The sequence below is a fragment of the Embleya sp. NPDC059213 genome (genome assembly GCF_042754445.1).
Classification (GTDB): Bacteria; Actinomycetota; Actinomycetes; order Streptomycetales; family Streptomycetaceae; genus Embleya.
The window spans coordinates 26,177-40,322 of sequence record NZ_JBHZAV010000002.1; the positions used below are offsets into that span (position 1 = coordinate 26,177).

The 14,146-nt window shown below is 72.2% G+C and carries 15 protein-coding genes; 13 read left to right on the forward strand and 2 right to left on the reverse strand.

Annotated features, from left to right (window positions below):
* Positions 1-19: 19 nt before the first annotated feature.
* Positions 20-1,879: an ABC transporter ATP-binding protein gene (locus tag ACFXMF_RS00950; RefSeq protein ID WP_360305127.1), complete on the reverse strand. Its 1,860-nt coding sequence runs from the start codon at positions 1,877-1,879 to the stop codon at positions 20-22.
* Positions 1,876-3,687 carry an ABC transporter ATP-binding protein gene (locus ACFXMF_RS00955; RefSeq protein WP_360305129.1) on the reverse strand — a complete coding sequence of 604 codons (1,812 nt, stop codon included), beginning with the start codon at positions 3,685-3,687 and terminating at the stop codon, positions 1,876-1,878. The genes ACFXMF_RS00950 and ACFXMF_RS00955 overlap by 4 nt, the downstream gene beginning before the upstream one ends.
* Positions 3,688-4,001: 314 nt before the next feature.
* Between ACFXMF_RS00955 and ACFXMF_RS00960 the strand changes: the two genes are divergently transcribed.
* From ACFXMF_RS00960 to ACFXMF_RS01020, 13 genes are all read left to right on the forward strand, one after another.
* Complete coding sequence (locus tag ACFXMF_RS00960) at positions 4,002-5,162, forward strand: alpha/beta hydrolase-fold protein (protein ID WP_360305131.1); 1,161 nt, start codon at positions 4,002-4,004, stop codon at positions 5,160-5,162.
* A gap of 48 nt (positions 5,163-5,210) precedes the next feature.
* Positions 5,211-5,861, forward strand: coding sequence for a TIGR03085 family metal-binding protein (locus ACFXMF_RS00965; protein ID WP_360305133.1), 651 nt, complete (start codon positions 5,211-5,213; stop codon positions 5,859-5,861).
* Between the two features lie 43 nt (positions 5,862-5,904).
* Positions 5,905-6,282 carry a phosphoribosyl-AMP cyclohydrolase gene (gene hisI, locus ACFXMF_RS00970; RefSeq protein ID WP_355537328.1) on the forward strand — a complete coding sequence of 126 codons (378 nt, stop codon included), beginning with the start codon at positions 5,905-5,907 and terminating at the stop codon, positions 6,280-6,282.
* A gap of 70 nt (positions 6,283-6,352) precedes the next feature.
* Positions 6,353-7,906: an anthranilate synthase component I gene (locus tag ACFXMF_RS00975; RefSeq protein WP_360305135.1), complete on the forward strand. Its 1,554-nt coding sequence runs from the start codon at positions 6,353-6,355 to the stop codon at positions 7,904-7,906.
* Positions 7,907-7,963: 57 nt separating this feature from the next.
* Complete coding sequence (locus ACFXMF_RS00980; RefSeq protein WP_379991858.1) at positions 7,964-8,704, forward strand: TIGR02234 family membrane protein; 741 nt, start codon at positions 7,964-7,966, stop codon at positions 8,702-8,704.
* 114 nt (positions 8,705-8,818) lie between these two features.
* Positions 8,819-9,028 carry an HGxxPAAW family protein gene (locus tag ACFXMF_RS00985; RefSeq protein WP_360305139.1) on the forward strand — a complete coding sequence of 70 codons (210 nt, stop codon included), beginning with the start codon at positions 8,819-8,821 and terminating at the stop codon, positions 9,026-9,028.
* 132 nt (positions 9,029-9,160) lie between these two features.
* Entirely contained in the window at positions 9,161-9,466 is a 306-nt protein-coding gene (locus tag ACFXMF_RS00990; protein ID WP_379991857.1) for a CD225/dispanin family protein, read from the forward strand.
* A gap of 28 nt (positions 9,467-9,494) precedes the next feature.
* Positions 9,495-9,926, forward strand: coding sequence for a DUF2752 domain-containing protein (locus ACFXMF_RS00995; protein ID WP_379991856.1), 432 nt, complete (start codon positions 9,495-9,497; stop codon positions 9,924-9,926).
* Between the two features lie 177 nt (positions 9,927-10,103).
* Positions 10,104-10,913, forward strand: coding sequence for an indole-3-glycerol phosphate synthase TrpC (gene trpC, locus ACFXMF_RS01000; RefSeq protein WP_360305144.1), 810 nt, complete (start codon positions 10,104-10,106; stop codon positions 10,911-10,913).
* 15 nt (positions 10,914-10,928) lie between these two features.
* A complete protein-coding gene (gene trpM / locus ACFXMF_RS01005) occupies positions 10,929-11,078 on the forward strand; it encodes a tryptophan biosynthesis modulator TrpM (protein WP_380020481.1) in 150 nt (49 codons plus the stop codon).
* Positions 11,079-11,134: 56 nt separating this feature from the next.
* Positions 11,135-12,355 (forward strand): tryptophan synthase subunit beta, encoded by a 1,221-nt coding sequence (gene trpB, locus ACFXMF_RS01010; RefSeq protein ID WP_360305146.1) that lies wholly within the window; start codon positions 11,135-11,137, stop codon positions 12,353-12,355.
* Complete coding sequence (trpA, locus tag ACFXMF_RS01015) at positions 12,352-13,167, forward strand: tryptophan synthase subunit alpha (RefSeq protein WP_360305148.1); 816 nt, start codon at positions 12,352-12,354, stop codon at positions 13,165-13,167. Before trpB ends, trpA begins: the two co-directional genes overlap by 4 nt.
* Positions 13,168-13,317: 150 nt before the next feature.
* Entirely contained in the window at positions 13,318-14,130 is an 813-nt protein-coding gene (locus ACFXMF_RS01020) for a DsbA family protein (protein WP_379992834.1), read from the forward strand.
* The last annotated feature ends 16 nt before the right edge of the window (positions 14,131-14,146 follow it).

Genomic DNA, 14,146 nt, shown 5'->3' on the forward strand with positions numbered 1-14,146 from the left:
GCCGGCCGCCGCACCCGGGTCAGCGCGGGTGCGGCGCCGTCTTCTGCTGGGCCGTCCACGACGCGTGCAGCCGGGTATAGATCCCGCCGGCCCCGACCAGGCGCGCGTGCGGGCCGCGTTCGACGAGCTTGCCGGCGTCGAACACCAGCACCTCGTCGGCCGATTCGGCGGTGGACATCCGGTGCGCGATGAACACCGCGGTGCGGCCCCGGGTCAGCCCGTCCAGGGCCCGCCCGATCCGCACCTCGGTGGCCGGGTCGACGGCCGACGTCGCCTCGTCCAGGACCAGCAGGTCCGGGTCGGCGATGTAGGCCCGCACCAGCGCGACCAACTGCCGCTCACCCGCCGACAACGACTCGCCGCGCTGGCCCACGGGAGTGTCCAGGCCCGCGGCCAGCCCGCCCAGCCAGTCCGCCAACCCGAGGTCGACGAACGCGGTGCGAATCGCCGCGTCGTCCGCGTCCGGTCGGCCGTACCGCACGTTCTCGCGCAGCGTGGCGTCGAACAGGAAGCCCTCCTGCGGCACCATCACCACCCGCGCGCGCAGCGACGAGAAGCGCACCCGGGGCAGTTCGACGCCGTCCAGCAGCACCCGACCCTCGTCCGGGTCCACCAGCCGGGTCAGCAGCTTGGCGAACGTGGTCTTGCCCGAGCCGGTCTCGCCGACCACCGCGACCCGGGTCCGCGGCGCGAGCCGCACGTCCACGTCGTGCAGGATCCGCGGCCCACCCGGATAGCCGTACGAGACGTGCTCGAACGCCACCTCGACCGGCCCGCGCGCGAGCACCTCGCCCGCCTCGCCCGGATCGGCGATGTCCGGCTCCGCGTCCAGCACTTCCAGGACCCGGCGCCAGCCGGCGAGCGCGTTCTGCGCCTCGTTGAGGATCTCCACGCCCATCTGCACCGGCCCCACGAACAGCGTGACCAGGAACAGGAAGGCGACCAGTTCGCCGACGCTGAGCTGCCCGTCGATGCCCAGCCACACACCCACCACGACCACCAGCCCGTTGGCCAGGCCGACCACGAACTCGCCCATCGGGAAGGTCAGCGCGACGAACAACTGGGCACGGCTCTGCGCGTCCCGATGCGCGTTCACCGACTCGTCGATGCGATGCGCGGTGCGCTCCTCGATGCCGTGCGCACGCACGATCGCGGCGCCCACGACCGGCTCCGCGATGGCGCCGAGCATGCGACCCATGGCCACCCGAACGTGCGAGTAGGCCGCGGCGATCCGCTTCTGCACCGCCCGCATGAAGAAGTACAGCGGCGCGAAGCACACCCACACCAACAGCGTGAGCTGCCACGAGTAGACGAACATCAGCACCGTCACCAGCGCGATCTGCCCGACGCTGACGATCAGCAGCAACCCGCCGAACTGGATGAACCGGCTGATCGTGTCCACGTCGCCGGTCACCCGCGAGACCAGCGAACCGCGCTTCTCGGACTGCTGGTGCAGGGTGGACAGGTCGTGGATGTGTCGGAAGGCGGCCACCCGCAGGGTGGACAGGCCGCGCTCGCTGGTGCGGTACAACCGCACGTTCATCGCGTAGGCGGACACCGCGGTGACCACCACCGCGAGCGCCGCGACCGCGGCCATCGTGCGCACCACGGTCAGGTCGGGACCGGCGTCGGCGCGCAGCCCCCGGTCGATGGTCTGCTGCACGGCCAGCGGCACCACGATGCGCCCGGCCGTGCCGACCACGGCCAGCAGCAGCGTGACGATCAGGCCCTCGGTGAACTCCGGCGTCATCCGCAGGCCGCGGCGCAGCACGCTCAGGCCGGACTCGGCGGGCCGGTCGGAATCGGGATCGGCGCCTATTCGCGAACCGGGCCCGGGGCCCGGTTCGGGTGCCTTGCGCACGACGGTGGCGATACTCATGAAGCCGTGGCCTCCTCGGCCTCGCTGACGTCGATGTCCTCGTCCGCGCCCTCGCGCGCGGCCCGCTCGTAGGCGTTGACCAACCGGCGGTAGCCCACCGAGCGGTCCAGCAACTCGTGATGGGGACCGCGATCGAGCACCCGGCCGCCCTCGACGTAGACCACCTCGTCGGCGAGCGCGATGGTGGCCTTGCGGTAGGCGACCACGACCACCGTCGCCGGCCCCGCGTCACGCAGCCCGTGCAGGATGGCCGCCTCCACCCGCGGGTCCACCGCCGACGTCGCGTCGTCCAGGACCAGCAGGCGCGGCCGGCGCACCAACGCCCGGGCCAGCGCGATCCGTTGGCGCTGCCCGCCGGACAGCGTGGTCCCGCGCTCGCCCACCCGGGTGTCCAGGCCCTCGGGCAGCGCGGTCACGAAGTCGGCCTGGGCGATCCGCAGCGCCTCGTGCACCGCCGCGTCGTCCAGATCCAGGCCCAGGGTGATGTTGTCGCGCACGGTGTCGTCGAACAGGAACGCCTGTTGCGGGACCAACGCGGCGGTGGCCGCGATCCCGCCGCGCCGATACTCGCGCAGGTCGGTGCCGTCCAGCAGCACCCCGCCGTCGAGCGGATCGACCAGGCGCACCAGCAGCGACACCAGCGTGGACTTGCCGGAGCCGGTCGGGCCGACCACGGCGATGGTGCGCCCGGGTTCGACGTCGAAGGCCACGTCGTGCAGCACGTCGGTGCCGTCGGTGTAGCCGAAGCGCACCGCGCGGGCCTCCAGGCGGGCCGGACCGGCCGAGGCGTCGCCGCCCTCGATCGTGCCGTAGGCGTGCTCGCCCTCGGCCTCCAGCACCCCCTTGACCCGGTCGAAGCCCACCACCGAGCGCGGCATGTCGCCCAGCAGCCACCCGATCGCCCGCACCGGGAAGGCCAACAGGGTGAACAGGTAGGCCACCTGCACCAGGTCGCCGGGCGCCAGGTCGCCGTTCGAGACCCGGACCGTGCCGACCACCAGAACCAGCAGCACACCGAAGCTGGGCAGCGCCTCCAACATCGGGTCGAACAGCGCCCGGACCCGGCCCACCGCGATGTTCGCGTCGGCCAACTCGCCCGAGGCGGCGGCGAAGCGGGTGGTCTCCTCGGTCTCGCGACCCAGGGTCTTGACCACCAGCGCGCCGTCGAAGCTCTCGTGCGCGATCTCGGCGACGTCGGCGCGCAACTCCTGCGCGCGCATCGCCAGCGGCCCCTGCTTGCGCTGGTAGACCACGTTGAGCAGGGCGATCGCCGGGAAGATCACGAAGCCCACCAGCGCCAGCGCCCAGTCGGTGAGCACCATCGAGATCGCCGCGACGAACAACATCACCACCACGCCGGTGGCCATCGGCAGCGGCGCGATCGGGTTCCAGGCCGCCTCGACGTCGGCGTTCGCGTTGGACAGCAGCGTCCCGGTCGGGTGGCGATGGTGCCACGCGAGCGGCAGGCGCAGGTATTGCCGGGTCACCCGACGCCGGTAGGTGGCCTGGAGGCGGTACTGCATCACGCCCGCCCACAACCGGCGGCCGATCACCCCGAACGCCTTGAGCAGCGCGATCCCGAACACCGCCGCGAAGGCGCCGACCAGCGCGCCGGCCGTGGTGTGCCCGTCCCGGAAGGCCGGGATGATCACCTCGTCGGTGACCCGGCCGAGCACCAGCGCCGAGCCGACCGTCATCACGCCGTACACCGCGCTCGCGCCCACCGCGGCGGCGAAGATCCTGGGCTCCTCGCGGATCCCCACGCCGAGTACGCGCAGTCCTTGTCGCAGCACGACCTTGTCCGCCACGGGGCTCACTTTCACGGGAATCCGGCCGTCGCGAACACGGGGCCGGCCAACAGGGTTGTCCCAGGGCTGTCCCAGGATGGTTGTCCAATGAAAGTACAAGGCGCCTCGGACGGTCCCGATTCCCGTCCGGCCCCCGAATTCGCCCCCGATCGGCCGCGTGGCTCGGCTTGGAGCGGATCTTTCCCGCATGTCACCCTGTTTCGGGCACTCCCGCCGGTCCTGCCGGCGCAGGCCCGACCCACGCAACCAAAGCCCGGGTCGGCCGCGTCTTATGGGCATGCCCTGACCATGATCCATAGACCGAGGACGCCGCTGTGGGCCTCACCAGCCTCAAACTGATACTCCTGCTCGGCGTCGTCGCGTTCGCGGCGGTCGTCGCCGCCGTGTTCTTCTGGCCCAAGTTGTCCCGCCAGGCAGTGCTGCCGATCCTGGGCCGGGTCGGCATCCTGTTGAGCACGCAGGTGCTGCTGATGGCCACCGTGGCGGTGATCGGCAACCGCTACTTCGTCTTCTACACGACCTGGGACGACCTGCTCGGGCACACCGGCAAGCCCGTGGTGAACTTCGGCACCGCCGCCGGCCCCGGCGACGTGCCCAAGCTGGTCAAGGAGAACGGGACCGAGACGATAGACGTCCCGCAGGGCAAGAACGCCCAGGCCGCGGGCCAGATCATGCGCATCGACGTGGCCGGCCGGCGCAGCGGGATGGGCACCCCGGCGCTGGTCTACCTGCCGCCGCAGTACTTCCAGGCCCAGTACAAGGACCGGCGCTTCCCGGTCGTGGTCGTGCTCACCGGCTACCCGGGCAACGAGCGCAACCTGGTCACCCGCCTGGAACTGCCCAAGTTCGCCGCGAACGAGATAGCCGCGGGACGGGTCCAGCCGACCATCTACGTGATGATGAAACCGAGCGTCGGCGCCGACCGCGACACCGAGTGCACCGACGTACCCGGCGGACCGCAGGTGGGCATGTTCTTCAGCCAGGACCTGCCCGAGGCGATCAACCAGGCGTACCGGGTCGCGCCCGGCGCCCGCAACTGGGCCATGCTCGGCGACTCCACCGGCGGCTACTGCTCGATCAAGCTGGCCATGCTCAACTCGGACCGGATCGGCGCGGGCGTCGCGCTGTCCGCCGACTACGGCGCGCCGCTGGACGGCGACACCGGCGACCTGTACGGCGGCAGTAAGGCGTACCGCAACCAGAACGACCTGATGTGGCGGCTGAAGAACATGCCGATGCCGCCGGTCAACCTGCTGCTCACCAGCAGCGAGAGCGGCGAGCCCAACCTGCCCGAGACCAAGGAGTTCCAGCGGCTGGCCAAGCCGCCGCTGAAGGTGGACACGCTGCTGCTGCCCACCGGCGGGCACAACTTCAAGACCTGGCAGGCGGTGCTGCCGGACGCGCTGCGCTGGCTCAGCGCCCAGCAGAAGAGCGACCATCCCAAGGACTCCGCTCCGGTGGCGGCATCGCCCTGACCCGCCCGTCCCCTTGACCGCGCCCGGTGCGGGCAAAAGGATCTGCACATGCCCACTTCCCACGCTCGCACCGAACGCGCCGCACTCGCCGAACTGCTGCGCGTGCTGGGCCCGGACGCGCCGACCCTGTGCGCGGGCTGGACCACCCGCGACCTCGCGGCCCACCTGGTGGTCCGCGAGCACCGCCCCGACTCGGCGCCGGGCATCATGCTCGCGCCGCTCGCCGGCTACACCGAGAAGGTCCGGCTGCGCCAGGCGGCCAAGCCGTACGAGCAGAGCGTGCGGCTGGTCGCGGACGGCCCGCCGAGGTTGTCCGTGTTCGGCATCCCCGGCGTGGACGCGGCGGCCAACACGATGGAGTACTTCATCCACCTGGAGGACGTGCGCCGGGCCCAGCCCGGCGGCGCCGAGCCGCGCGAACTGGACCCCGAACTCACCGAGATCCTGTGGAAGCGCGCCAAGGGCGCCTCGCGGATGGCGCTGCGCGGGGTCCCGGTGGGCGTGGCGCTGCGCCGCACCGACACCGCGACCGGGGAACCGGCGCAGATCGTGCACAAGGGCACGCCCGTGGTCACGCTGAGCGGCCACCCGGCCGAGCTGCTCCTGTACCTGTTCGGCCGCAAGGAGCAGGCCCGGGTCGGGATCGAGGGCGACGAGGCCGCGATCGACACCCTGCGTACGGCCCGTACCGGCCTGTGAACACCGCCGCGGTGGGCCCGCATCGGTCTGCGACAATGCGCGCATGACCGGTGCCACCCACCCGCCCGCGCGGCCCTCCGACCTCGACCCGACCATCGCCGCGCGTCTCAAGCGCGACCCCGACGGGTTGATCGCCGCCGTCGCCCAGGCCGGCGACACCGGCGAGGTGTTGATGGTCGGCTGGATGGACGACGAGGCGCTGCACCGCACGCTGACCACCGGCCGCTGCACCTACTGGAGCCGCAGCCGGCAGGAATACTGGGTCAAGGGCGACACCTCCGGCCATGTGCAGAAGGTGCTCTCGGTCGCGCTCGACTGCGACGGCGACGCCGTGCTCGTGCGGGTCGAGCAGACCGGCGCCGCGTGCCACACCGGCGACCGCACCTGCTTCGACGCGGACGTCCTGCCCGTCTCCGACTGACCGCCGCCGACCCGGGGCCCGCGGGCACCCGACTCGGCCCGACCTCGCCGCCCGGGAGATTGCGCACGCCATGACCACCGGAACCGTCACCCCCGACCTCGACACCTTCCGGACGCTCGCGCGCGACCGGCGGGTCATCCCCGTCACCCGGCGCTTCCTGGCCGACGGCGACACCCCCGTGGGTCTGTACCGCAAGCTCGCCGCCGAGCGGCCCGGCACCTTCCTGCTGGAATCCGCCGAGAACGGCCGCTCGTGGTCGCGCTATTCGTTCGTGGGCGTGCACAGCGCGGCGGTGCTCACCGAGGCGGCCGGCCGGGCCCGCTGGCTGGGCACCCCGCCGGTGGGCGTGCCGGTGGAGGGCGATCCGCTGGAGGTACTGCGGGCCACCGTGGCCGCGTTGCACACCCCGCACGGCGTCCCGGGCCTGGAACTGCCGCCGCTGACCGGCGGGATGGTCGGCTACCTCGGCTACGACGTGGTGCGCCGGCTGGAGCGGTTGCCGGAGTCGACCGTGGACGACCTGCACGTGCCCGAGCTGATGATGTTCCTGGCCACCGACCTGGCGGTGCTCGACCACGTGGACGGCAGCGTGTTGTTGATCGCCAACGCGATCAACCACGACAACCGCGAGTCCGGGGTCGACGAGGCGTACCACGCGGCGGTGGCCCGCCTGGACGCGATGACCGCCGACCTGGCCCGGCCGACCGGCCTGGCCGCGGCGGCGTTCGAGCGCGGCGCGGTGGCCGAGGCGGTCGGCCCGTGGGGCTCGGTCGCGTATCGCAAGGCGGTGGAGGCGGCCAAGGAGGAGATCCGGGCCGGCGAGGCGTTCCAGATCGTGCTGTCCCAGCGCTTCGAGATGCCCACCGAGGCCGGCGCGTTGGACGTGTACCGGATCCTGCGGGCGACCAACCCCAGCCCGTACATGTACCTGTTCCGGCTGCCGGGGCCGGACGGCGGCGCCGAGGGCGGCTTCGACGTGGTCGGCTCCAGCCCCGAGGCGCTGGTCAAGGTCGAGGACGGGCGCGCGATGTTGCACCCGATCGCGGGCACCCGCCCGCGCGGTGCCACCCCGGCCGAGGACGCCGACCTGGCCGAGGAGTTGCTCGCCGACCCCAAGGAACGCGCCGAACACCTGATGCTCGTCGACCTGGGCCGCAACGACCTGGGTCGGGTCTGCGCGCCGGGCACGGTCGAGGTGATCGACTTCATGTCGGTCGAGCGGTACAGCCACGTGATGCACATCGTGTCCACCGTGGTGGGCGAGTTGGCCCCGGGGCGCACCGCGTTGGACGTGTTCGCCGCGTGCTTCCCGGCGGGCACCCTGTCGGGCGCGCCCAAGCCGCGCGCGATGGAGATCATCGAGAACTTCGAGCCCACCAGGCGCGGCCTGTACGGCGGTTGTGTGGGCTACGTCGACTTCGCCGGCGACCTGGACACCGCGATCGCGATCCGCACCGCGTTGATCCGCGACGGCGTGGCCTACGTCCAGGCCGGCGCGGGTGTGGTCGCCGACTCCTCGCCCGAGGCCGAGGACGTCGAATGCCGCAACAAGGCGGCGGCGGTGCTGCGCGCGGTGGCCATCGCGGCCACCCTCGCGCCGGCGCACGACGTCACGGCCGGGTAGGGCCGCGAACGCCCGCCCGGGGTCCAGCCGTCGCGCGGCGTGGGTCATGCTGGTGCCATGAGCAACGCGAGGACCGAGGCCGGCGCGGCGGGTGCCGGCACCGAGACGCACGACCGGGCCGACGCCGAACCGGCGACCACCACCGGCGCGGCGAGCGCCGCCGAAGAGCAGCCGGCGGCGGTCGCGACCGCGGCGGTCGAGGACGCGGCGCTGCGCGAGCGCAAGGCCGCCCGCCGCGAGTCGACCGTCACGGTCCTGCTCGCGCTGGCCGGCGCCGCCCTGGTGCTCTCGGTGGCCGGTCGCACCTGGGCCGAGGGCACCGCGCCGGTGCACGGGGCGCGGATCGCGGTGCAGGCGAGCGGCAACACGATCAACAAGGCCCTGTCCGCGTTCGCGCTGCTGGGCCTTGCCGGCGGCCTCGCGGTGCTCGCGACCCGCACGTTCGGCCGGACCGTGATCGGCGTGCTGGTGACCCTGGCCGGGCTCGGGGTCGTGGTGCTGGCCGTGCGGGGCGCGGGCGACACGTCGGCGGTGAACTCCGAGGCGGCGGGCAAGGCGGCCGTCGAGGGGGTTCGCGCGGTGGACGTGAGCCACACGATCTGGCCGTGGTTCGCGGTCGTGGGTGGCGTGGTGATCCTGCTCGCGGGCCTGCTCGTGGTGCTTCGGGGCCGGCGCTGGCCCGGTATGTCCAACCGCTACGAGGCCCCGGCGGGCAAGGTGGTCGCCGCCAAGCGTGGCCCGGCCACCAACGCCGACCTGTGGAACGCGTTGGACCGGGGCGAGGACCCCACGCGCTGAGCACTGCTCCCGACGGGTGACAATAAGAATCGCGCGGTTGTGACCGCGGCGCCCGAAACGGTGTCCCGGCAGCCGCGCCCTCGCGTGTGAATTGTGAAGCCGAAGGAGTAAGCGATGTCGTCGCAAGCCGGAAACCACGGCAGCACCCCCGCCGCCTGGACCGTGACCATACTGGCGCTGATCGGCTGCACGATCTCCGGCGTCGCGATGATCGCGGCCAGCGTGATGTTGTTCTGGGCCGGGGCGGCCGTGGTCCTCGTGGGCTGCATTGCCGGCGCGGGCATGCGGATGGGCGGGATGGGCGCCGCCCCCGCGCGTCGCTGACCTCTAGGGTGGGCGGACTGGTGGGTGTGACGCCGAGGGGGAAACGTGGCCTATGGGTTTCCGGGGGCTCCCGGGGGCGGTGAGGGGCCGGGGCGGGAGTGGAACGCGCCGCCTCGGCCGTTCGGGCACGCCATGCCCTACGGGCCGCCGACCACACCGCCGCCCGCCGGTCCGCCACCGGGACCACCGGACAACTACCTCGCGTGGGCGGTGCTGGCCACCGTCTTCTGCTGCTTCCTCGCGGGCGTGCCCGCGTTGCTCGCGGCGACCAGCGTCAACGAGCGTTGGCACCGCGGCGACGTGGCCGGTGCCCGGCTCGCCTCGTTGCGGGCCCGCAACTGGACCATCGGCACCGTCCTGCTCGGCGTGATCTTCTGGACCACCTGGATGGTCGGCGTTTTCCTTCTCGGTTGGAAAGACACGCTGGGTGACCTCTGACGGTGCTCTCCGACGGCACAATGGGCCGATGACCACCCCGGCCCGTCCCGCGTCCGGCACCGGCTTCCGGCTGCGCAATCTCGCTCTGCCCGCCACGAGCCTGGCCCTGCTCGCCGGTGCGACCGCCTATGTGGGACTGGTGGATCCGCGCGAGAGCGGCCACTATCCGCCGTGCCCCTACCTGGTGCTCACCGGCCTGGCCTGCCCCGGCTGCGGCGGATTGCGCTGCGTGCACGCGCTCACCCACCTCGACCTGTCCGCCGCGCTGGGCTACAACGCGCTCGCGGTCGCGCTGTTTCCGCTGATCGGCCTGTTGTGGCTGCGCTGGACGGTGCGTACCGCGCGCGGCGAGCCGCGTCGGGGGTTGGCCGATCCCCGCGCGTTGTGGGCGCTGCTCGCGGTCGTGGTGCTCTTCTGGGTCGTCCGGGACCTGCCGTTCGGCGCGCCGCTCGCGCCCTGACGGACAGTGACGGCCGGCGGATCCGTCGGCCGGACGCCGCGCACGGACCCACCGTGCGACGCCGTATGCTGCCCCCACCTCTTCGGCGGTGCGGCGTGGACGGGTCTGTTCGAATCGGCCTATACCATCGGAGAGCCGGGGGAGCAGGTTCTCCGGACAAACGAGGGGATGTAGGGCGTGACGGTTCTCGACGAGATCATCGACGGTGTCAACGCCGACCTCGCAGAACGACAGGCCCGCGTTTCCCTTGACGAGATCAAGGAACTCGCGGCCCAGGCGCCGGCGCCCCGCGACGCGGAGAGCATCCTGCGCGGCGACGGCATCGCCGTCATCGCCGAGGTCAAGCGCTCCAGCCCCTCCAAGGGCGCGCTCGCCGCGATCGCCGACCCGGCCGGTCTGGCCGCCGACTACGAGTCCGGCGGCGCCTCGGTGATCAGCGTGCTCACCGAGCAGCGCCGATTCGGCGGCTCGCTCGACGACCTGGACGCGGTGCGCGCCGCGGTCGACATCCCGGTCCTGCGCAAGGACTTCATGGTCACCAGCTACCAGCTCTGGGAGGCCCGCGCGCACGGCGCGGACGTGGCCCTGCTGATCGTCGCCGCGCTGGAGCAGAACGCGCTGGTCTCGCTGATCGAGCGGTCCCGCTCGATCGGTCTCACCACGATCGTGGAGGTCCACGACGAGGAGGAGACCGCCCGCGCGCTCGACGCCGGCGCCACCGTGATCGGGGTCAACGCGCGCAACCTCAAGACCCTCGAGGTGGACCGCAACAACTTCGCCCGGATCGCCCCGCTGATCCCGGACTCGTGCGTGCGCATCGCCGAATCCGGCGTGCGCGGTCCGCACGACCTGATCGCCTACGCCAACAACGGCGCCGACGCCGTCCTGGTGGGCGAGTCCCTGGTCACCGGTCGCGACCCGCGCAGCTCGGTCGCCGACCTGGTCGCCGCGGGCGCCCACCCGGCGATCCGGCACGGGCGCGGCTGAGGACACGAGCAGGCAATGAGCATGGACCCGCGACTGGCCAGGGGCTGCAAGCCCCGAGGCTGCCGCGCGCCCGCCCGCCGGGCGCGCGGGCGTCGGGTGCGCTACGTGATCGGCTGTGAGCCCGGCCAGGTGCCGGGCAGGCGATGGCGCGGACACGTTTCCTGACCCATCCGTCAGCAACGTGCCGTCCGCACGGCATGCCACACCGACAAGGACCTCGCATGTCCAGCACTGCCCAACTACCGGATCCTTCCGGCCACTTCGGCGTCTTCGGCGGGCGCTTCCTGCCCGAGGCGCTGATCGCCGCCCTCGACGAGTTGACCGCCGCCTACGAAAAGGCCAAGAACGACCCGCAGTTCCAGGCCGAGTTCGCCGGCCTGCTGCGCGACTACGCCGGGCGCCCGAGCATCATCACCGAGGCCCCCCGCTTCGCCGAACACGCAGGCGGCGCGCGGATCATCCTCAAGCGCGAAGACCTCAACCACACCGGCTCGCACAAGATCAACAACGTGCTCGGCCAGGCCATCCTGACCAAGCGCATGGGCAAGACCCGGGTGATCGCGGAGACCGGCGCCGGCCAGCACGGCGTGGCCACCGCGACCGCGTGCGCGCTGCTCGGCCTGGAGTGCGTCGTCTACATGGGCGAACTCGACACCCAGCGCCAGGCCCTGAACGTGGCCCGGATGCGCGTGCTCGGCGCCGAGGTGATCCCGGTGGCGATCGGCTCGCGCACCCTCAAGGACGCGATCAACGAGGCGCTGCGCGACTGGGTCGCCAACGTCGACAACACCCACTACCTGCTCGGCACCGCGGCCGGCGCACACCCCTTCCCGGCGATGGTCCGCGACTTCGTCAAGGTCATCTCCGTGGAGGCCCGGCAGCAGGTGCTCGACCTGACCGGCAAGCTGCCGGACGCGGTCTGCGCGTGCGTGGGCGGCGGCTCCAACGCGATCGGCGCCTTCCACGCGTTCATTCCGGACGAGGGCGTGCGGCTGTACGGCTTCGAGGCGGGCGGCGACGGCGTGGAGACCGGGCGGCACGCCGCCTCGATCACCGGCGGCTCGATCGGCGTCCTGCACGGCGCCCGCACCTACCTGCTCCAGGACGAATACGGGCAGACCATGGAGTCCCACTCGATCTCCGCCGGCCTGGACTACCCGGCGGTGGGCCCCGAGCACGCGTGGCTGCACCAGACCGGCCGGGCCACCTACCGGCCGATCGACGACGCCCCCGCGATGGAGGCGTTCCGGCTGCTGTGCCGCACCGAGGGCATCATCCCGGCGATCGAATCGGCGCACGCCCTGGCCGGCGCGATCGAGGTCGGGCGCGAACTCGGCCCGGACGCGACCATCCTGGTGAACCTCTCCGGGCGCGGTGACAAGGACATGCACACCGCCGCCAAGTACTTCGATCTCCTCGACGCGGAAGCGGAGCAGTCGTGACCGGCACCGGCACCACCACCAGGCTCACCGAGGTGCTGGCCACCGCCCGCGCCGAGAACCGCGCCGCACTGGTCGGCTACCTCCCGGCGGGCTACCCCTCCGCCGAGGGCTCCGCCGCCGCGATGCGGGCGATGGTCGAGGGCGGCTGCGACATCATCGAGGTCGGCCTGCCCTACAGCGACCCGCAGATGGACGGCCCCGTCATCCAGCGCGCCGTCGAACACGCGCTCGCCCACGGCACCAACACCCACCACGTGATCGACAACGTGCGCGCCGTCGCCGAAACCGGCGCCGCGACCCTGGTGATGTCGTACTGGAACCCGATCGAGCGCTACGGCGTCGAGCGGTTCGCGAGCGAACTGGCCGCGGCCGGCGGCAGCGGGGTGATCACCCCCGACCTGATCCCGGACGAGGCGCACGAGTGGATCGCCGCCACCGACCGGCACCACCTGGACCGGATCTTCCTGGTCGCGCTGTCCTCCTCGGACGAACGCATCGCCTACACCACCCGACACTGCGGCGGCTTCGTCTACGCCGCGTCCGTCATGGGCGTCACCGGCGCCCGGGCCTCGGTGAGCTCGGCGGCCGGCGACCTGGTCGCACGCACCCGCAAGACCACCGACCTGCCGGTCTGCGTCGGCCTGGGCGTCTCCAACGCGACCCAGGCGGCCGAGGTCGCGGCCTACGCCGACGGCGTCATCGTCGGCTCCGCGTTCGTCCGCGCCCTGCTGGACGCGCCGAACGAACAGGCCGGCCTGGACGCCGTCCGCGCCCTGGCCGCGGACCTGGCCGAGGGCGTCCGCAAGCGCTGACACCCGCGCCCGATCGGCGCCCTGTGTAAAAACGCGCCAAAATGTACATCGGCTCATCAGCGGCCGCCGCAGCACCGTCGCGGCGGCCGTTGTCATGCCCGCACCATCCCACCCCCACCCCCACCCCCACCCCCATCGGAGGAACCAGCGTTGAGCGCCAAACCTGCGGCCAACCGAACACCCGTCATCCTGGCCGTCGTCGGCGTGCTCGTGGTCGCGGTGCTGGCCGCCGTCCTGGGCGTCGTGTTCACCGTCGGCCACGACGACAAGGACGACGACTCCGGCGACGCGAAGCGGTCGAACACGGCCAAGGCCCCCGTCCGCGACGTCGACTTGGCCACGTTGCCCGCCGTCGCCCAGGCGGACGGCACGATCCGGGTCGGCAGCTCCTCGGCACCGGTCACCGTCACCGTGTTCGAGGACTTCCGCTGCCCGTTCTGCAAACGCTTCGAGACCGACTTCGGCCCGCTCCTGGCCGACTACGCCGAGGCCGGAAAGATCAGCGTCGACTACCACATCGCCTCCTTCCTGGACGGCAAGCTCGGCGGCACCGGCTCGGTCAAGGCCGCGAACGCCGCCCGCTGCTCGGTGGACGCGGGCAAGTACGCCGGCTACCACGCGATGTTGTTCAAGAACCAGCCCGAGGAATCCGAGGACGGCTACACCGCCGCCCGGTTGCTCGACCTGGCCGGCCAGGTCCCCGGCCTGCGCGGCGAGGCGTTCGACGCGTGCGTGAACACCGACGCCAACGCCGCGTGGGTGGCCGCCGCCGAGAGCGCGTTCGAAAGCTCCGGCGTCCTTGCCACGCCCGCCGTGGCGGTGGACGGAAAAATTCTGGACAGCGGGAACTCGGCCATGCGTTCGCCCGACAACCTTCGTGAACTGCTCGACCGACGCCTGGAGAACCCCGGGAGTGGTAAGGCGGCTCTCGGACAGGAACCTAAGGTGCCTTCCGCCGGTTAGACAGCACATGTGCCGG